18 protein-coding genes are annotated in these 18,961 nt (G+C 73.7%); 8 read left to right on the forward strand and 10 right to left on the reverse strand.

What is annotated here, in order from left to right; genetic code table 11:
- Nucleotides 1-179 precede the first annotated feature (179 nt).
- The 7 genes from ABD879_RS07545 to ligD (ABD879_RS07575) all read right to left on the reverse strand — a co-directional run bounded on the left by ABD879_RS07545 (nt 180) and on the right by ligD (ABD879_RS07575) (nt 5,331).
- Nucleotides 180-461 (reverse strand): GlsB/YeaQ/YmgE family stress response membrane protein, encoded by a 282-nt coding sequence (locus ABD879_RS07545; protein ID WP_345018809.1) that lies wholly within the window; start codon nt 459-461, stop codon nt 180-182.
- A 214-nt stretch (nt 462-675) separates the two neighbouring features.
- The gene (locus ABD879_RS07550; RefSeq protein ID WP_345018811.1) at nt 676-912 is read right to left on the reverse strand and encodes a DUF3107 domain-containing protein; all 237 of its coding nucleotides are present in this window, start codon (nt 910-912) and stop codon (nt 676-678) included.
- Nucleotides 913-944: 32 nt separating this feature from the next.
- Entirely contained in the window at nt 945-1,565 is a 621-nt protein-coding gene (locus ABD879_RS07555; RefSeq protein ID WP_285491844.1) for a TetR/AcrR family transcriptional regulator, read from the reverse strand.
- 137 nt (nt 1,566-1,702) lie between these two features.
- On the reverse strand, nt 1,703-1,897 hold the full coding sequence (locus ABD879_RS07560) for a hypothetical protein (protein ID WP_345018814.1): 195 nt from the start codon (nt 1,895-1,897) through the stop codon (nt 1,703-1,705).
- Nucleotides 1,898-1,971: 74 nt separating this feature from the next.
- Nucleotides 1,972-3,336, reverse strand: coding sequence for a dihydrolipoyl dehydrogenase family protein (locus ABD879_RS07565; protein WP_345018816.1), 1,365 nt, complete (start codon nt 3,334-3,336; stop codon nt 1,972-1,974).
- 137 nt (nt 3,337-3,473) lie between these two features.
- Nucleotides 3,474-4,373 (reverse strand): non-homologous end-joining DNA ligase, encoded by a 900-nt coding sequence (ligD, locus tag ABD879_RS07570; protein ID WP_345018818.1) that lies wholly within the window; start codon nt 4,371-4,373, stop codon nt 3,474-3,476.
- Nucleotides 4,363-5,331 carry a non-homologous end-joining DNA ligase gene (ligD, locus tag ABD879_RS07575; RefSeq protein WP_345018820.1) on the reverse strand — a complete coding sequence of 323 codons (969 nt, stop codon included), beginning with the start codon at nt 5,329-5,331 and terminating at the stop codon, nt 4,363-4,365. The genes ligD (ABD879_RS07570) and ligD (ABD879_RS07575) overlap by 11 nt, the downstream gene beginning before the upstream one ends.
- 155 nt (nt 5,332-5,486) lie before the next feature.
- Here ligD (ABD879_RS07575) and ku point away from each other — a divergent pair, with 155 nt between their 5' ends.
- Nucleotides 5,487-6,455: a non-homologous end joining protein Ku gene (gene ku, locus ABD879_RS07580; protein ID WP_345018822.1), complete on the forward strand. Its 969-nt coding sequence runs from the start codon at nt 5,487-5,489 to the stop codon at nt 6,453-6,455.
- Nucleotides 6,456-6,529: 74 nt separating this feature from the next.
- On the opposite strand, the gene ABD879_RS07585 is transcribed toward ku, so the two are convergent.
- Complete coding sequence (locus tag ABD879_RS07585) at nt 6,530-7,051, reverse strand: hypothetical protein (protein ID WP_345018824.1); 522 nt, start codon at nt 7,049-7,051, stop codon at nt 6,530-6,532.
- 195 nt (nt 7,052-7,246) lie between these two features.
- Nucleotides 7,247-9,412 (reverse strand): MMPL family transporter, encoded by a 2,166-nt coding sequence (locus ABD879_RS07590; protein ID WP_345018826.1) that lies wholly within the window; start codon nt 9,410-9,412, stop codon nt 7,247-7,249.
- 139 nt (nt 9,413-9,551) lie between these two features.
- Here ABD879_RS07590 and ABD879_RS07595 point away from each other — a divergent pair, with 139 nt between their 5' ends.
- A complete protein-coding gene (locus tag ABD879_RS07595; RefSeq protein ID WP_345018827.1) occupies nt 9,552-10,271 on the forward strand; it encodes a TetR/AcrR family transcriptional regulator in 720 nt (239 codons plus the stop codon).
- Between the two features lie 112 nt (nt 10,272-10,383).
- Here the strand turns inward: ABD879_RS07595 and moeZ are convergent, their stop codons facing one another.
- Complete coding sequence (gene moeZ / locus ABD879_RS07600; protein ID WP_345018829.1) at nt 10,384-11,565, reverse strand: adenylyltransferase/sulfurtransferase MoeZ; 1,182 nt, start codon at nt 11,563-11,565, stop codon at nt 10,384-10,386.
- A gap of 363 nt (nt 11,566-11,928) precedes the next feature.
- Here moeZ and ABD879_RS07605 point away from each other — a divergent pair, with 363 nt between their 5' ends.
- The 6 genes from ABD879_RS07605 to ABD879_RS07630 all read left to right on the forward strand — a co-directional run bounded on the left by ABD879_RS07605 (nt 11,929) and on the right by ABD879_RS07630 (nt 18,937).
- On the forward strand, nt 11,929-12,123 hold the full coding sequence (locus ABD879_RS07605; RefSeq protein ID WP_345018830.1) for a CsbD family protein: 195 nt from the start codon (nt 11,929-11,931) through the stop codon (nt 12,121-12,123).
- Nucleotides 12,124-12,379: 256 nt separating this feature from the next.
- Complete coding sequence (locus tag ABD879_RS07610; protein ID WP_345018832.1) at nt 12,380-13,210, forward strand: hypothetical protein; 831 nt, start codon at nt 12,380-12,382, stop codon at nt 13,208-13,210.
- 26 nt (nt 13,211-13,236) lie between these two features.
- Nucleotides 13,237-14,478, forward strand: a complete 1,242-nt coding sequence (locus tag ABD879_RS07615; RefSeq protein ID WP_345018834.1) for a S8 family serine peptidase — start codon at nt 13,237-13,239, stop codon at nt 14,476-14,478.
- 115 nt (nt 14,479-14,593) lie between these two features.
- On the forward strand, nt 14,594-14,890 hold the full coding sequence (locus ABD879_RS07620; protein WP_345018910.1) for an MGMT family protein: 297 nt from the start codon (nt 14,594-14,596) through the stop codon (nt 14,888-14,890).
- A gap of 59 nt (nt 14,891-14,949) precedes the next feature.
- On the forward strand, nt 14,950-15,642 hold the full coding sequence (locus ABD879_RS07625; RefSeq protein WP_345018835.1) for a PucR family transcriptional regulator: 693 nt from the start codon (nt 14,950-14,952) through the stop codon (nt 15,640-15,642).
- A gap of 169 nt (nt 15,643-15,811) precedes the next feature.
- On the forward strand, nt 15,812-18,937 hold the full coding sequence (locus ABD879_RS07630) for an ATP-dependent helicase (protein ID WP_345018836.1): 3,126 nt from the start codon (nt 15,812-15,814) through the stop codon (nt 18,935-18,937).
- Nucleotides 18,938-18,961: the final 24 nt, after the last annotated feature.

Here is an 18,961-nt window from a genome sequence, read left to right on the forward strand (position 1 = left end):
GGCTAAACCTCTGCGGATTGGCCGGGAACGGACAGTTTTGATGAGCCGGGCGGAAAGGGCGAAGCCCCCGCAGGACAGGTGCGGGGGCTTCGCCGGGACGCCGGAGGGCGCCCCTTCGCGGGGGCGGCGGCCCTCCGGCCGGGGCGGCTCCGGGGGGCGGCGGCTCCGGGAGGGGGCCGTCACAACGTGCGCCGCCCGGTGCGCCACCGGCCGCGGCCACCGCCGCCGGTGAAGGTCCCGCTGATCAGCGCCACCGCGATCGCGGCGATCACCACCGCGAAGATGAACGCGATCACCGAACCGGCCCCGAGGGCGTTGGACACCATGCCGCCGAGGATCGCGCCGGCGATCCCGACCAGGAGCGTCAGCAGGATGCCCATCGGGTTGCGCCCGGGGACCAGCAGCCGGGCCAGGGCACCGATCACGGCACCGATGACGATGAACCACAGAATCGTCAGCATTCTCGACCACCATTTCGTCGTCCTGGGCCGCGACGGAGGCGCGCGGCCCGCGGTCGGTGGTCGATGTGCCCGCCATGAGCGTTTCAAACAAACCCCAGGCGGGCCGGGCGCCGGCGGTGCCCCCGGGGAGCGGCCCCGGACGCGCGGAGGCCCCTGGTCGCAAGCCGGACGCCTGCGGCCAGGGGCCTTTATCCGTCGATGGCGCCCGCCGCGCTCAGGTGTACCGCGAGCCGAACCCGACGGTGCGGTTCTCCTCCTCGCCGATCTCCAGGTAGCCGACCCGGTCGGCGGGGACGACCACCCGGCCGCCGCGCTGGTCGGTCAGCACGAACACGCCGGCCCCGTCGGCGGCGAGCGCGTCGGCCAGCGCCTGCTGCACCTCGTCGGCCGACTGCGCGGTCTCGACCACGAGCTCCTTCGGGACGGACTGGACACCGATGCGTACCTGCACGCGTTTCGCTCCCTCGACGAGGCGGGTGTGGGTCAGCTGGTGCGGGGGAAGCCGGAGATGCCGCGCCAGGCCAGGCGGGCGATGATCTTCTCGGCGGTGTCCTTGGGGATGGCCCGGTGCTGCGACAGCCAGTACCGCGCGCTGACCTCGGCCATGCCGACCAGGCTCATGCCGAGCAGATGGGCCTCGTCCGGCGGCGCGTCGGTGTCCTCGGCGATCACCTGGGCGATCATCTCCGCGCACTGCTGGTTGGTGCGCTCCACCCGGGCCCGCACCGGCGCCACGTTGCGCAGGTCCGACTCGAACACCAGCCGGTACGCCTCGCCCTCCCCGGCCACGAAGTCGTAGAAGGCGGCGATGACCGCCTGCACCCGCTGCTTGTTGTCCGTGGTGGACTCCAGCGCGTCGCGCACCGTGCGCACCAGGGCCTCGGCGTGCTCGTCCAGCAGCGCCAGGTACAGCTCCAGCTTGCCGGGGAAGTGCTGGTAGAGCACGGGCTTGCTGACGCCGGCGCGCTCGGCGATCTCGTCCATCGCCGCGGCGTGGTAGCCCTGGGCGACGAACACCTCCTGGGCCGCGCCGAGCAGCTGTCTGCGGCGCGCCAGCCGCGGCAGCCGCGTGCCGCGTGGGCGGGCGTCCGGGGTCGCGGTCACCACACTCTCCGATCACCGATCGATGCGACGGCGGGGCTGGTGGCCCCTCGGTCGTCGCTGGACGTTGATCCCATCATCGTACGCGCCGGTAACCTCGGGGGTCACGGTCGACGCCATGCACGATCGTACGCGCAAGCTCAGCGGTAATCGTCCTCGTCGTAGTCGACCTCCATGCTCTGCTCGGTGGCGTCGGCCTCGTCGGCGTCCAGCGGCACCTGCGGCGGCCACTGCGGCCGCTCGTCGTCCTCGGTCACCGCGATGCGCTGTTCGGCGGCATCGGCCTCCGGCTCCTCGTCGCGCAGCACCGGCTCGGGGCCGTTGGTCTCGGTCATGGCTGACTCCTTCCCATCGATCCCCATCCCGATCGGCGTCCCCGCGGGCGCGCCCGTGAGCGTCCCCGCGGGCGTCACAGCCGCCCCGCCAGCTCGCGCAGCGGTGCCTCCAGCGCCTCGCCGAACGTCGGGAAGGCGTGCACGACGTCGGTGAGCAGCCCCAGGGGCGTCTGCGCCCGGATGGCCAGGGCGATCTCGCTCATCCACTCCTCAGCGTAGAGCCCGACGGCGGCCGCGCCGATCAGCAGCCCGCGCGACCGGTCGGCGTACAGCTCGACCCGGCCGCGGTCGTCGGCCTCGACCGCCGCGCGGGCGGTGGCCGCGAGGTCGTACCCGGCGGTGAGCAGTTCCATGCCGCGCTCCTCGGCCTGGGCGGGCGACAGGCCGACCGCGTAGACGGACGGGGTCGTGTGCACGACGCGGGGCACCGCCCGGTAGTCGGCCTCGCGGCGCTTGCCGAGCACGTTGGACACCACCACCCGGGCCTGGTAGCGGGCGGCGTGGGTGGTGCGCGCCACGCCCGTCACGTCGCCGGCGGCCCACAGCCCGCCGGGCAGGTCCGGCGCGTCCGCCTCCTGGTCGCCGTCGCCGCGGACGACCGCGCAGGTCTCGTCCACGGCCAGGGGCCGGCCGGAGGCGACGGCGACGCCCAGGTTCTCCAGGCCGAGCCCCTCGACGCTGGGCCGCCGCCCGGACGCCAGCAGGATGCGGTCGGCCGCGAGCACGGCGCCGTCGGCCAGCCACAGCCGGGCCCCGGCGCCGCCGTCGCCGCGCGCGACGCGCACGACCTGCGACCCCAGCCGCAGGTCCACGCCGATCCGGCGCAGCGCGTCGGCCAGGATCTCGCCGGCGAACGCCGCCTCGGCGGTCAGCAGCCGCCCGGCCGGCTCGATCAGCGTGACCTGGGAGCCGAACGCCGCGTACACCTGCGCCATCTCGCAGCCGACGGGGCCGCCGCCGAGCACCACCAGGCGGCGCGGCAGGTCCGGCACGGTCAGCGCCTCGTCGCTGGTCCAGGTGGGCGCCTCGGCCAGGCCCGGCACGGCCGGGACGACCGGTTCGCTGCCGGTGCTGACCACCAGGTCGGTGTAGTCGTGCTCGGCGCCGTCCACCTCGACCGTGCCCGGACGCGTCACGCGGCCCCAGCCGCGCAGGACGGTCACGCCGTCCTCGGCCATGCGCGCCACGACGCGGTCGTCGTCGAGGCGGCCGGTGACCTCGTCGCGCCGCGCGACCGCCAGCTCCCAGGTCTCGCCCCGGCGGGCCGACAGCAGCAGCGACTTGGACGGCACGCAGGCGAAGTACGGAGACGCGCCGCCGACCAGGCGGCTCTCCACCAGCGCGACGTCGCGTCCGCTCTGGGCGAGTTCGGTGGCCACCAGCCCGCCCGCGGTGCCCCCGCCCAGCACCACGACGTCGTAGTGATGGTTGCGCTCCACGTGTCATCCCTCCACGCCGGTCACGGTGTCCCCCATCGCATCCATGGTGGCGGAAGCCGGTATCCCTGCGTGCCGGTTCGAACACATACGGCTCACCGTCGGGGCTCCCGGCGCCCCGGGGAAGGGGCGTGCGGCGCTCAGGGGAGGGGCTGGCGGCGCTCCAGGAGGGGTTCGAGCAGGTCCCCGTGCTTGTCGACGCGTTCGAGGACCTCTCCGGGCGTGAACGTCAGGTCGTCGGGGCCGCGGGCGTCCTCCAGCTCGTCCCAGGTGACCGGGGCCGACACCGACGGGGTGTGCGCGGCGCGCAGCGAGTACGGGGCGACGGTGGTCTTGGCCGGGTTGTTCTGGCTCCAGTCCACGAACACCTTGCCCTTGCGCAGCCGCTTGTCCATCTTGCTCACCACCAGGTCGGGGTGGTCGGAGGCCAGGGTCTGCGCGGCGCGCTTGGCGTACTCGGACGTGCGGTTGTCCTCCTTGATCGGCACGTAGAGGTGCAGCCCCTTCTTGCCGCTGGTCTTGGGGTAGGACTCCAGTTCGTCGGCGGCCAGCAGGTCGCGCAGCAGGCACGCCACCCGGCAGGCGTCGACGACCGTGGCGGGCGGGCCGGGGTCGAGGTCGAAGACCATCAGGTCGGGGCTGCGCTGCCTGCCGCGCGGCCCGACCTTCCACTGCGGCACGTGCAGTTCCAGCGCGGCCAGGTTGGCGCACCACACCAGCGTGGGCAGGTCGTCGACCACCACGTAGTCGATGGTGTCGCGGCCGCGGGAGCTGCCCGGCGAGGAGATCGTGGCGGTGCGGACCCAGTCGGGCGTGTAGGACGGGGCGCTCTTCTCGTAGAACGACTCGCCGTCCACTCCGTCGGGGTACCGGATGCGGGTGAGCGGGCGGTCCTTCAGGTGCGGCAGCAGCACCGGCGCGACGCGCGCGTAGTAGTCGAGGACCTCCCCCTTGGTGAACTCGGGGTACAGGTTCTTGTCCAGGTTGGACAGCCGCAGGTCGCGGCCCTCCACCTGCACGCCGAGCTTGTTAGGTGGCACGGATCACCTCTTGCGGGTCCTTGTCGTGGCGCAGCCCGCGCCAGGACGGGAAGCGCAGCCTCCCGTCGCGCGTGCGCAGGCTGTAGGCCACCTCCCCGACCAGGCGCGGTTCAACCCACTGGGCGTCGCGTGCGAACTCGCGGGGGATCGGCTCGTCGAACGGGCTGGTGGGGCGGCGCAGCGGCCACAGCGTCTCGTACAGCTCGTCCAGGGCCCGGTCGGTGAAGCCGGTGCCGACGTGCCCGACGAAGCACAGCCGGCCGCCGGCGTCGTACTCGCCGAGCAGCAGCGACCCCAGGCCGCCCTCGCGGCGCCCCCGGCCCGGCTTCCACCCGCAGACGACGACCTCGCGGGTCTGGAAGTGCTTGACCTTGCGCCAGAAGTCGACGCGGCGGCCCGGCCGGTAGGTGGAGTCGAGCCGTTTGGCCATCAGCCCTTCGAGCCGCTGCTCGCGGGTGAACTCCAGCAGCTCGGCGACCTGCGCGGTGTCGCCGCCGTGCAGGTAGGGCGGTGTCTCGACGGGCCCGGCGGTGGTCAGGTCCAGCTCGGCCAGCAGCGCGCGCCGTTCGGCGTAGGGCCGGTCGAACAGCGCCTGCCCGTCCAGGTACAGCAGGTCGAAGATCACGTATCGGACCGGGACCTCGCGGATCAGCCGGGGGCCGGGGCGGCTGACGTGCATGCGCCGCTGCAGCCGCGCGAAGCTGGGACGGCCGCGGTCGAACGCGACCACCTCGCCGTCCAGCACCGCGTCGTGGTGCGGCAGCAGGTCGGCCAGCCCGGTCAGCTCGGGGTAGCGGCGGATGAGCTCGGTGGCGCGCCGTCCGGTGGCCCGCACGCCGTCGGCGGACACGTAGGCGATGACGCGGACGCCGTCCCACTTGATCTCCAGAGCCCATCGTCCGGTGTCGTCGGGCAGGTTCCCGGTCTCGGCCATCATCGGCTGAACCGGCCACGGCATCGTCATATCCGCGTCTTACCCGGGGCCGACCGGACGGAAAAGGATCAGCGTGCCGGGACGGCGGCGTCCGGCGGGGCGCGGGCGCGGGCGGGACTATGGCGCAATCCGGGGGGCCTTGCGACGCTAGTGGGGAGGCCTCGGGGTAAGGACTGGTCATGCGCAGTATCTGGAAGGGCGCCATCTCGTTCGGTCTGGTGACGATCCCGGTCAAGGTGTACTCGGCGACCGAGCAGCGGGACGTCTCCTTCCACCAGGTGCACCGCACCGACGGCGGGCGCATCCGATACCGCCGGGTGTGCACCGTCGACGGCGAAGAGGTCCCCTACGCCGACATCGCCAAGGGGTACGAGCTGCCCAGCGGCGAGATGGTCGTGCTCACCGACGAGGACTTCGCCGACCTGCCGCTGTCCACCAGCCGCCGCATCGACGTGCTCCAGTTCGTGGCGGAGGAGGAGGTGGACCCCATCTACTTCGCCAAGTCGTACTACCTGGAGCCGGACGCCCAGGGCACCAAGCCGTACGTGCTGCTGCGCGACGCGCTGGAGCAGTCGGGCCGGGTGGCGCTGGTGAAGGTGGCGCTGCGCCAGCGCGAGTCGCTGGCGACGCTGCGCGTGCGCGACGGGGTGTTCGTCATGGAGACCATGCTGTGGCCGGACGAGATCCGCACCCCCGACTTCCCGTTCCTGGGCGAGGACATCGAGGTCCGCAAGCAGGAGCTGGCGATGGCGACGTCGCTCATCGAGACCATGGAGGGCGCCTTCGACCCGGCCGAGTACAAGGACGCCTACCGCGAGGCGCTGGAGGCGGTCATCGAGGCCAAGGTGGAGGGCCGGGAGGTGGCGCGGCCGGAGGAGGCCGCCGCGGAGGAGCCCGCCGCCGACCTGCTCAGCGCGCTGCGCGCCAGCGTCGAGGCGGCCAAGAAGAGCCGAGGGGAGAAGAAGGCGTCCGCCGGGGCGGGGAAGAAGGCCGCGTCGGCTGGAGGCGCGTCCGGCGGCCGGACGGCCAAGGCCGCGTCCGGCAAGAGCGCGTCCGCCAAGAGCGCGTCGGGCAAGGGCGCGCAGGGCAAGGCGGCGGACAAGAAGACGGCGGCCAAGCCGTCGTCGCGGAGCCGCAAGAGCGCCTAGCCGCGACGGGCCCGGCCGCCGTCCGGGGCGGCCCTTCAGAACGGCCCTTCAGAACGGCCGGTCAGAAGGGCCGGTCAGAACGGGACGGTGGTGCAGACGAGCCGGTCGCCCGCGTCGCCGGTCTTCCGGTCGGTCGGCTTGGCGTGCATCACGACCGATCCGGCCTGGCCCCTGCCGACGCGCCACGGCACCCTGGCGACGGAGCGCGCCGTGCGATCGGGCCGCACCTTGACGTCCAGCCAGATCTCCTTGTAGCGCAGCGGGGTGCCGCGCCCGGCCCCCGCGCGTTGGTAGTGCGGACCCGCCGCGGAGGGCTTGCGGCCGCACTTGTTCTTGTGGACGTGGACGCCGAGCGTCTTGCCGACGGCCTTCCTCGGCAGCCCGGTCGCCAGGAACCGCACCGTGGTCGAGCGCCTGCCGTAGGACACCCGCACCCAGGTCTTCGCCCTGGCGTAGCGGGGATCCTTGTAGACGTACGTCGGGCCCTGGACCCGTATGTCGCGCGCCTTCGCGTCGGCGAGGGCCGGGGCCGTCGGCGCGCCCAGCGCGAGCCCCGCCGCGCCGAGCGCGACGGCCGTGCGCCGCACCAGTGTCATGCTCGTCTCCCTGTTCACCCTGTGTTGTCGCGACGTCACGGAGACGTCACGCGGCAGCCCTGATCATGCCCCCGTTCGACAAGATCAATGCATGCCCGCAAGGGGTGGGGACCGTGTCGTCCACCGGGGTGAGCTGGTGAAACCTCTTGTATGAGGTGCGGCGCCCGGCCTGTCCGGTCAGGGGCGGCGGGGCGGTCAGGCGCCGGCGGGCTCCAGCGGGCGGGCGGGGGAGTCCGGGGCGTCCTCCTCGCGGATGCCGTAGCGGCGGTAGACGCGGGCGAGCGGTCCGGGGGCCCACCAGTTGGCGCGGCCGAGCAGCCGCATGGCGGCCGGGACGAGCAGCCCCCGCACGATCGTGGCGTCGAGGAGCACCGCGGTGACCATGCCCACGCCGGTCATCTTGATGAACGAGATGCCCGAGGTGGAGAACGCGCCCATGACCACGATGAACAGCAGGGCCGCGCCGGTGATCACCCCGGCGCTGCGCTGCAGGCCGGTGGCGACGGCCGCGGTGTTGTCCCCGGTGGCGTCGTAGCGCTCGCGGATCCGCGACAGCAGGAACACCTCGTAGTCCATGGTCAGCCCGAACAGCATGGCCAGCATGAGGATCGGCATCGCCGGGGCGAGCGTGCCGGTGGCGGTGAAGCCGAGCGGCCCGGACAGGTGCCCCTCCTGGAAGATCCACACGATGACGCCGAAGGTGGCCGACAGCGACAGCACGTTGGTGGCCATCGCCTTGAGCGGCAGCACCACCGAGCCGAACGCCAGGAACAGCAGCACGAACGTGGCGCCGCCGACCGTCGCCGCCAGCAGCGGCATCCGCGCGCCCAGGCCGGACAGCTGGTCGATCAGGTCGGCGGTCTGCCCGCCCACGTACACCTGCGTCCCCGGCGGGGCGGGCACGTCGCGCACCCGCTCGACCAGGTCGCGGGCCTGCGTGGACATCGGGTCGGCGTCGTGGCGCAGCGAGATCTTCGCGGTGGTGCCGGCGGCGCCGGTGACGGCGGCCTGGGTGACGCCGGGCACCTGGGCGAGCCGCTGCGCGTACGCGGCCGGGTCGGTGCGTCCGGTCACGACCACCTCGATGGGGGCGGTGGCGTTGCGCGGGAAGTCGCGTTCGAGCGTCTCGGCGACGACGCGCGCCTCCGTGCCCGTCGGCAGGACCTTGCCGTCGATGCCGCCCCAGGTGATGCCGAGGAACGGGACGGCCGGCGCCAGCAGCACGACCATGGCCCCGGCCAGGTACAGCACGGGGCGCCGCATCACGCTCCGGGCGAGCCGGTACCAGCCGGCGCCCCCGCCGGAGGCCGGTGCCGGAGTCCGGCGGCGCCGGATCGACAGGGCGTTGACCCGGGGGCCGAGGACGGCCAGCAGCGCGGGCAGCACGGTCAGCGCGGCGGCCATGCAGACCACGACGGTGGCGATGCCGCCGAAGCCCATCGAGCGCAGGAAGACCTGCGGGAACAGTGTCAGCCCGGCCAGTGACACCGCGACGGTGACACCCGAGACGGCGACGGTGCGTCCGGCGGTGGCCATCGTCCGCGCCAGCGCGTCCTCGGTGCCGCGGCCCGCGGCGAGCTCCTCGCGGAACCGGCCGACGATGAACAGCCCGTAGTCGATCGCCAGGCCGAGGCCGAGGAACGTGGTGATGTTGATGGCGAAGATGGACACGTCCGTGGCCAGGGTGAGCAGCCGCAGCGCGGCGAACGAGCCCAGGATCGCGATCCCGCCGACGACCAGCGGCAGGCTCGCCGCCACCGCCCCGCCGAAGATCACCAGGAGCAGGACCAGCAGCACCGGCATGGACAGCATCTCGGCGCGGGCGATGTCCTCGCGCACCCGGTCGTTGATGGCGACCTCGGTGGCGACCGTGCCGCCCAGCTGCGCGGTGCCCGCGGCGCCTACCGGGTGGCGCAGCGCGTCCTCGATGTCGGCGAAGTTCTCGGTGCGCTGCTCGGGGTCGGCGCCGGCCAGCCGCAGCACGGCGTAGGTGGCGGTGCGGTCGCGGCTGACCAGGTCGGGCGAGCCGGTGGACCAGTGCGTGACGACGCCGGCGACCTTGTCGCGGGGCAGGGCGGACAGGGAGCCGGTCACCGCGCTCCGGAAGGCCGGATCGTCGACCGTGCGGCCCTGCGGCGCCTTGTACAGGACGATGACGTCGGCCTCGGCGCGGCCGAGGTCGCGTTCGGCGATCTGCGCGGCGCGGACGCTCTCGCTGTCGGGGGTCTCGAAGCCCCCCGCGCTGCTCAGGGAGCCGAACACGCCGATTCCCCAGACCGCCGCGGCCACCAGGGCGAGGGCGCCCAGCACGAGCACGGGCCGTCGGCGCCGGTAGGCCGCCCTGCCCCATCGTTCCAACATGGTGCCTCCTCCGTGACAGTGGGTCACTGGAATGAACGGCGTTAACTAGTGAATGGCGTTAATTTCGCATACACCGTTAACTATCGTCAAGGCTGTTCATGCGACATCATCGAAGGGCAGGTGGAGGGAGGCCAGGACAGTGGGTGAGACCCGGCGCGACCGGCTGCGCGCGGCGACCATGGTGGAGATCACGCAGATCGCGCGGCACATCCTCGTCGAGGAGGGGCCGCGGGCGCTGTCGCTGCGCGCCATCGCCCGCCAGATGGGCATGACCGCGCCGGCGCTCTACCGCTACTTCGGCAGCCGCGACGAGCTCGTCCGGCACGTCGTGGGCGACATGTTCAAGGACCTGACCGACGCGCTGCAGCGGTCGATCGACGCCGCCGGCGACCTGGACGGCAAGTTCCTGGCCGCGGCCCGCGGATTCCGCCGCTGGGCGCTGGACCACCGGCGCGAGTACGAGCTGCTGTTCGGCGCCCCCCTGCCCGGCGTGCGGCACGGCGAGGAGAACGACTTCGCCGAGGAGTGCGCCCGGGCGTTCGGCTGGACGTTCGTCAACCTGTTCCTGGAGCTGTGGCGCAAGCGGCCGTTCCCCTGCCCGCCCGACGAGGAGGTCCGCCCCCGCCTGCGCGAGCAGCTGTACCGCTACCGGGAGGAGTCGCTGGGCGGGGCCGACCTGCCGGTCGGCGTCATCCAGATGTTCCTGCAGTGCTGGGTCCGGCTGCAGGGCAGCGTCAGCCTGGAGGTCTTCGGCCACCTCGACTTCGCCCTGGACGACCCCGAGCCGATGTTCGAGCTGATGCTGGAGGAGCTGGCGCCCACCCTCGGCCTGAAGTACAGCCCGCCGTCCGAGCGGTGACCGCGCCGGTCGGCAGCGTCCGCGCCCGAACGCGCGAGGGCCCCGGACCGGGCGGGTCCGGGGCCCTCGCACGTCCCGGCGGAACCGGGCTCAGGTATTCAGGGGCCGGGCGTCAGTACGACGGCAGGCTCGGGTCGATCTGGTTGATCCAGGCCACGATGCCGCCGCCGACGTGCACCGCGTCGGAGAAGCCGGCGTTCTTGACCACGGCCAGCGCCTCGGCGCTGCGCACGCCCGACTTGCAGTGCAGGACGATCTTCTTGTCCTGCGGCAGCCTCTCCAGGGCGCTGCCGTTGAGGAACTCGCCCTTGGGGATCAGCGTCGCGCCGGGGATCGAGACGATCTCGTACTCGTTCGGCTCGCGCACGTCCACCAGGAAGATGTCGTCCCCGCGGTCCTGCATGGCCTTCAGCTCGTGCACCGAGATGGTGGAGTCCTTGGCGGCCTCGGCGGCCGCGTCGGACACCGCGCCGCAGAACGCCTCGTAGTCCTCCAGCAGCGCGGTCTGGGTCGGGTTCTTGCCGCACAGCGGGCACTCGGGGTCCTTGCGGACCTTGACCGACCGGTAGGTCATCTCCAGCGCGTCGTAGATCATCAGCCGGCCGACCAGCGGCTCGCCGATGCCGGTGATCAGCTTGATGGCCTCGTTGACCTGGATGGAGCCGATCGAGGCGCACAGCACGCCGAGCACCCCGCCCTCGGCGCAGGACGGCACCATGCCGGGCGGCGGCGGCTCGGGGTACAGGCAGCGGTAGCAGGGGCCGTGCTCGGCCCAGAACACCGCGGCCTGGCCGTCGAACCGGTAGATCGACCCCCACACGTACGGCTTGCCGAGCAGCACCGCCGCGTCGTTGACCATGTAGCGGGTGGCGAAGTTGTCCGTCCCGTCGAGGATCAGGTCGTACTGGGCGAAGATCTCCATGATGTTGTCGCGGTCCAGCGCGGTGTTGTGGACCACGACGTCGATCAGCGGGTTGATCTCGCGCACGGTGGCGGCGGCCGACTCGGCCTTCGGCTGCCCGAGGCTGGACTGCCGGTGGATCACCTGCCGCTGCAGGTTGGACTCGTCGACCACGTCGAAGTCGATGATGCCCAGGGTGCCCACGCCGGCGGCGGCCAGGTACATCAGGGCCGGGGACCCGAGCCCGCCCGCGCCCACGCACAGGACCTTGGCGTTCTTCAGGCGCTTCTGCCCGGCCATCCCGACGTCGGGGATGATCAGGTGTCGCGAGTAGCGGTTGACCTCGTCGCGGGTGAGCTCCGCTGCGGGCTCGACCAGAGGTGGCAACGACACGGTGGGTGCTCCTGTGCTGACGCTCGGCTGTACCAGGGGTGTGGACGCCCCCGCCGCGGCACCGGCCGTGACCGGCCCCGCCGGGATCGTCCTCCCACCGCACAACCTTGCCATGTCCGTCCGAATTCCCGCACTGCGCCGCACGTCACAGCCGTCGTCCGCATGAGCGCGCGGCGGACGGGGGCGCCGCCGCGACGAAGGCCCGCATCCCCGGGGAGCGCCGCGCGCATTCGCGCGGCCCCGCGTCCGCGAAATGATCGCCGCGGGCCCGCACCCGCCGTCGCACTGCCGCGCCGGAGCGTGCATAGATCGCCATAACGCGGGCAAACGAGGCACGTATCGCCTCGTATCGAAGGAGGAACCGTGGGTTTCCTCGCCAAGCTCAAGAACAAGACGCAGCGGGCCAAGGGCCGCGCCAAGGAAGGGGCCGGCCGCCACACCCGTGATCCCTACCTCGAGTCCGAGGGCACCAAGGACCGCGTCTCCGGTGGCGTCAAGCAGGCCGGAGAGCAGGTCAAGGACGCCGCCGGAGAAGTCCGCCGCACCATGGACCGCTGACCACAGCGGCAACACCGTCACCATAGGCCGCATCGTTCTCGGTGAGGATTGATGCGGCAAGGTAAAAAATGCGCGCCGTTCCCCGCGCGGCGAGTGACCGCGCGGAGGGGGAGCGGACTGCGGCGAAAAGCCTGCACCGTGGGGAGAAAGGGCCTCTCGTCCGAGGGGCCCTTTTCCCTGCTCGCGACTTGCGCGCGGTAGTGGTCCCCATCAAGACAGGGCAGATCCCGGCAAACCGCAGTTAATCTGTCCGTTTGTGGCGTTCCTGCCTTCAGTCAACCGGCCGCCCGCCCAGCCCGACCCGCCGGCGGCCCCGCACAGCGATCCACCCCGGCGGCCGACGGTGCTGGGCCTGCACGGCCGCCAGTGGATGGCCGTCGCCGTGGTCGTGGGCTGCTGCTACCTGGCGATGACCCTCGCCGCGTTCGCCGGCGCCTGGACGACGCTGCACCGCGAGCCGACCGCCGCCGAGATGAAGCGCGCGGCCGCCGCCGAGGTCGCCCGCCGCTGGCAGACCTGGCCCGCGCAGCGGATCTTCCCCGAGCGGCTGCCCTACACCACCGGCGGCGGACGCAGCGAGTACGCGTCCCTGCAGGGCATCTCCACGGCGACCGCCTGCGACACGACCGCGGCGGACGCGGAGATCGCCGCGGTGCTGCGCCGGCACGGCTGCCGCGCCGTGCTGCGCGCCACCTACGCCGACCAGCTCCAGGGCGTGGTGGTCACGGTCGGCGTGGTCGCCTTCGCCGACCCGTTCCAGGCCGACCGGGCCCTGCGCGAGCTGCCCGCCGCCGCGCTGCCGGACCGTTCCCGCGGCGTCCGGCCCGCGCTGCGCGCCGCCGCCTTCCCGGGCACGGCCGCCGCCCGCTTCACCGACGCCTCCCGCCAGGACCGCAGCAGCGACCGGGGCGGCCCCTACGTGGTGCTCACCACCTCCGGCCAGGCCGACGGACGGCCCGCCGCCGCGATCACCAAGAACCGTCCCGGCAGCCCGTTCGCCCTGGCCCCCCAACTCGGCCGCCGCATCGCCAAGAACCTGTCCACCCAGGCGCTGCCCGACTGCTCGTCCCGCGAGTGGCGCTGCTGAGGCGACCCCACCGGAGTGCTGTGCTGATGACGCTTGCCCGGCGAACCGCCGCGACCCTGCTCGCCCTGGCCTTGGGGGCCGCCCCGGCCCTCGCCCCCCAGGCCGCGCACGCCGACTCCGTCCGCGACCGGCAGCGGCCGGTGATCCAGACGCTGGAGCTGGAGGAGGCCTGGAAGGTCACGCGCGGCCGCGGCGTGACGGTCGCGGTCGTCGACTCCGGTGTCGACCCCGACCAGCAGGACCTCGCCGGCGCGGTCACCACCGGCCCCAACATGCTGGCCGAGGTGGACCGCGGCACCCGGCCGTCCCGCATGCACGGCACCGGCATGGCCTCGCTGATCGCCGGGCGCGGGCACGGCCCGGGCGGACGGGACGGCGTGATCGGCGTCGCGCCCGAGGCCCGCATCCTGGGGATCCGCGCCATCGGCGAGGAGGAGGACCCCAGCTACGCCCGCTACACCTCGTCGGACGAGGCCGAGGACGCGGTGGCGCGCGGCATCCGCTACGCCGCCGACCACGGCGCCGACGTGATCAACCTGTCGCTCGGCAAGGACGACGAGAACCCGGCCGAACGGGAGGCCATCGCCTACGCCATCGACAAGGGCGTGGTGGTGGTGGCGGCCGTCGGCAACGACGGGGAGGCCAAGAAGCTCCTGGACCGCGACGGGTTCGCCCCCTACTCCTACCCCGCCGCCTACCCGGGCGTCATCGCGGTCGCCGCGACCGACCCCGACCACGGGCACGCCGCGTACTCCAACCGCAACTACTCGGTGCTGCTGTCCGCGCCGGGCAGCGGGATCCCGGTCGCGGCGCCGGGCGGCGACTACTACATCACCGACGGCACCAGCGACTCCAGCGCGCTGGTGGCGGGCATCGCCGCGCTGATCCGCAGCCGCCACCCCAAGCTGCCCCCGGCGCTGGTCACCCAGGCGCTGCTGAACAGCACCCGGCACGGCCCGCCCGCCACCTACGACCCCAACGTGGGGTTCGGCGAGGTCAGCGCGGCGCGCGCCGTCCGGGCGGCGGACGCGCTGGTGGCGCCGCGCCAGACGGTGGGCCAGCCGCCGTGGCAGCGGTTCGGGGCCGACGACCCCGGCCCGGTCGAGGTGATCGACCGGCCCGCCTGGGTGCGCCCGCTCATCCTGTCCGTCACGGTGCTGGGCATCGCGGGCGCGGCGGTGGCGGTCGCGGTCGCGGTCGCCCTGGCCCGCCGCCACCCCCGCAACCAGCCGTCCCCCGAAACGCGGACGGCGCCCTCCGAGGTCTAACGCGGGGCACACTTCTGGGGTGCATCCGGCCCCGGACCCGACGGAGTCACCCTTGGCCTCTGAACAGCCGCCCGACACGCTGGACGACCCTGAAACGCCGGGCGAACCCGGCACGCTGGACGACTACGCCGACGCGGTGCTGGGCGTGGTGGAGCGCATCCCGCCCGGCCGCGTCCTGGCCTACGGGGACGTCGCCGAGCTGCTCGGCGCGGGCGGGCCGCGGCAGGTCGGCCGCGTCATGGCCCGGTACGGCGGCGCCGTGCCCTGGTGGCGGGTGCTGCGCGCCGACGGCAGCCCGCCGCCCGGCCACGAGGTGCGGGCGCTCGCGGAGTACCGCGCCGAGGGCACGCCCCTGCGCCCCGACGGCCGCCGCGTCGACATGCGCCGCGCCCGCTGGGACGGCCGCGGCTGACCGAGCTGTAGCACGGCCGTAACAGTCGAGGCGGTTTCCTCGAACATCCGGTTCGTAGCATGAACGGGGTGAGGGTCGCCGAGCTGCTCGAAGATCCGGAACTGCGGCTGCGCCCGCTGGCCTGCCACGACCGGCTGGACCGCCCGGTGCGGCAGGTGTTCGTCACCGACCTGCCCGACCCCAGCCGCTACCTGGACGGCGGCGAACTGGTCCTGACCGGGCTGATGTGGCGGCGCGGCCCCTACGACTCGGCGCCCTTCGTCGCCGCGCTGGCCGCCAAGCAGGTCGCCGCCCTGGGCGCAGGGGAGGCCGTGCTGCCCGTCCCGGACGACCTGGTGGCCGCCTGCGACCGCTACGGCCTGCCGCTGGTGGCGGTGCCCCGCGAGACGCCGCTGTCGCGCCTCATGGCGATCGTGGTGCGCCGCCTGGACGCCGAGGCCGGCTCCCTCGGCGACGTCCCGGCCACGCATGCGGCGCTGCTGGAGCGGCTGCCCGCCGACGCCCGCCGCGAGTTCCGCCGCCGCGTCCTCGGCGAGCTGATCAGCTACGACCGCCGCCACCGCGGCGACCTGCTCGCCACGCTGAGCGAGTTCCTGGCCTGCTCGGGCTCCTGGACGGTGTGCGCGCGCCGCCTCAACCTGCACGTCAACACGCTGCGCTACCGCATCGGCCGCATCGAGGAGCTCACCGGCCGCGACCTGTCGTCCCTGGACGACCGGGTCGACCTGCTGCTGGCCCTGCGGGCCGAGTAGTCGGCGGGCGGGCCGCCGCGCCGGTTGCGCTCGTTTCTCACGGGGCACCCGCGCGCCATGCGGCGGTTCTGGTCAGAACTGTCCCGATGATCTGCTGGAATCGTCTGTTGTGCCGTCAGCGTCCTACCGCCTCGTACGGCGCGCCGGTCCCGCGCGCGCCGTCCCACCCGTGCTCGACGAACGGCAGCGCCGGGTCGTCGAGCACACCGGCGGGCCGCTGCTGGTGCTGGCCGGGCCGGGCACCGGCAAGACGACCACCATCGTGGAGGCGGTCGTCGACCGCATCGAGAACCGCGGCACCGACCCCGAGCGGGTGCTGGTGCTCACCTTCAGCCGCAAGGCCGCCGAGGAGCTGCGCGAGCGCATCACCGGACGGCTGCGCCGCACCACGCGCACCCCGCTGGCGCTGACCTTCCACAGCTACGCCTACGCGCTGCTGCGCCGCGAGGCCGTGCTGAACGAGGAGCCCCCGCCGCGCCTGCTGTCGGGGCCCGAGCAGCTGCTGGAGGTGCGGCGGCTGCTGCAGGGCGAGCTGCAGGACGGCGCGCCGGACTGGCCGGAGCGGCTGCGCCCGGCCCTGGCCACCCGCGGGTTCGCCGAGGAGCTGCGCGACTTCTGCCTGCGCGCCGTCGAACGCGGCCTCGGCCCCGAGGAGCTGGTCGCGCTGGGCCGCACGCGCGGCCGCGACGACTGGACGGCCGTCGGCCGGTTCATGGAGCGCTACGCCGACCGGTTCGCCGTCGACCCCGTGCCCACCTACGACTACGCCGAGCTGATCTGGGCCGCGGCGGGCCTGCTGTCGGACGAGGACGTGCGCCTGCGCGAACGCGGCTGCTACGACGCGGTGTTCGTCGACGAGTACCAGGACACCGACCCCGCCCAGGAGCACCTGCTCCGGCAGCTGGCGGGGGACGGCCGCGACCTGGTCGTCGTCGGCGACCCCGACCAGTCGATCTACGGGTTCCGCGGCGCCGACGTCCGCAACATCCTGCACTTCCCGACCCGCTTCCCCACGATCACCGGCGAACCGGCGCCGGTCGTGGCGCTGCGCGACTGCCGCCGCATGGGCCCGGAGGTGCTGGCCGCGTCCCGCCGCATCGCGCGCCGGCTGCCCGCCGGGCCGCTGGCCGCCGAGCACCGCGACCTGCGCCCCGTGCGCGCCGCCGACGGCGACGACGGCCCGGCCGACGAGGTGCGGGTGGTCATCGCCGACAGCGAGAGCCAGGAGTCCGCGCTGGTCGCCGACGAGCTGCGCCGCGCGCACCTGCTGGACGGGGTGCCGTGGTCGCGGATGGCGGTGCTGGTGCGCAGCGCCACCCGCCAGGTGCCGGTGCTGCGGCGCGCCCTCGCGCAGTCCGGGGTCCCGGTCGTCGTCGCCGGCGACGAGGTGCCGCTGATCGCCGAACCCGCCGTCCGGCCGATCCTGCTGCTGCTGCGCGCCGCCCTCAAACGCGGGTTCCTGGACGAACTGGTCGTCGAGGAGCTGCTCACCGGCCCCCTGGGACGCGCCGACGCCCTGGCCATGCGCCGCCTCAAGCGCGCGCTGCGCGACCTGGAGGACCTGTCGGGCGGGCAGCGTCCGCTGAGCGAGCTGCTCGTCGCGGCCGTGAACGACCCGCGCGAGCTGATCCCCGTCCACGAGAAGGTGCGCGCCCCGGCCGAACGCGTCGCCCATCTGATCGAGGTGGCCCGCGACAGCGCCCGCGACGGCGGCACGGCCGAGGACGTGCTGTGGGCGGTGTGGCGGGAGAGCGGCCTGGCCGAGGAGCTGCTGGAGCAGAGCGCCAAGGGCGGCACCCGGGGCGCGTCCGCCGACCGCGACCTGGACGCCGTCGTCGCGCTGTTCGACCACGCCGCCCGGTTCGTCGACCGCATGCCGCAGGCCGGCCCCGAGCTGTTCGTCGACTCCGTCGCCGCCCAGGAGATCGCCGGGGACACGCTCGCCGAGCAGGCCCCGCACGGGGAGGCGGTGCGGGTGCTGACCGCGCACCGCTCCAAGGGCCTGGAGTGGGACGTGGTCGTCGTCGCCGGGGTGCAGGAGGGCCTGTGGCCGGACGTGCGGCTGCGCGGCTCCCTGCTGGGCATCGAGGAGCTGGTCGAGCACGCGGCGGGCGGCGACCTGCCCGGCGAGGAGGCCGCCGGCGCGTCCATGGCCGCCAAGATGCTGGACGAGGAGCGCCGCCTGTTCTACGTCGCGGTCACCCGGGCGCGGCGGCGGCTGGTCGTCACGGCGGTCGGCGGCGACGACACCGAGGAGCGCCCGTCCCGGTTCCTGGGCGAGCTGCTGCCGGGCGCCGCCGAGCAGGCCCAGCTCGACGAGAAGACCCGCTGGCTGTCGCTGCCCGCGCTGGTCGCCGACCTGCGCTCGGTCGTGGCCGACCCGGCCCGCCCCGAACCGCTGCGCCGCGCCGCCGCCGCGCACCTGGCCCGCCTGGCCCGCGCCGGGGTGCGCGGCGCCCGCCCCGACCAGTGGTACGCCATCACCGCGCTGTCCGACCCCGGGCCCGCGTTCGGCGACGGCGAGCAGATCACCGTCTCGCCGTCGCAGGTGGAGACGTTCACCACCTGCGGCCTGCGCTGGCTGCTGGCCTCGGCGGTGGGCGCCCAGGACGGCGGCCCCGGCGAGTTCAGCACCATGGGCAAGGTCATCCACGCGGTCGCCGAGATGGCCGGGGCCGACGACGGCATCACCGAGGTCGACGTGGCCAAACGGCTCGACGAGATCTGGAACGAGCTGGACTTCCGCAGCGCGTGGTACTCCGACAAGCAGCGCGAGCAGGCCGCCGCGATGGTGGACCGGTTCCTGGCCTGGCACCGCGACAACCCCAACGAGGTCGTCGCGCTGGAGGAGTCGTTCAAGGTCGATCTCGGCCGGGTGGTGATCAAGGGGCGGATCGACCGGGCCGAACGCGACGCCGAGGGCCGCGCCGTGATCATCGACATCAAGACCTCCTCCACCGCCGTCCCCAAGGACGAGCTGGCGCGCCACCCGCAGCTGGGCGTCTACCAGTACGCGGTGATGCTCGGCGCGTTCGAGCGGCACGGCCTGGTCGAGCCGGGCGGCGCCAAGCTCGTCCAGGTCGGCAAGGCCGCCTTCGCCGCCCGCGCCCGCGAGCAGACGCAGCCGCCGCCCACCGAGGACCCCGAGCCCGACTGGCCGAAGAAGCTCGTCGACCTGGTCGCCGCCGGGATGGCCAGCGACGTGTTCCGGGCCCGCGCCAACGACAAGTGTCGGACCTGCCCGGTACGGTCCTGCTGCCCGGTGCACGAAGAGGGCGGGCAGGTGGGCCCGTGAGCACCGGTCGCACGCCCGGCGAGG

Origin of the sequence: Actinomadura keratinilytica (assembly GCF_039539665.1) — a bacterium.
GTDB lineage: Bacteria > Actinomycetota > Actinomycetes > Streptosporangiales > Streptosporangiaceae > Spirillospora > Spirillospora keratinilytica.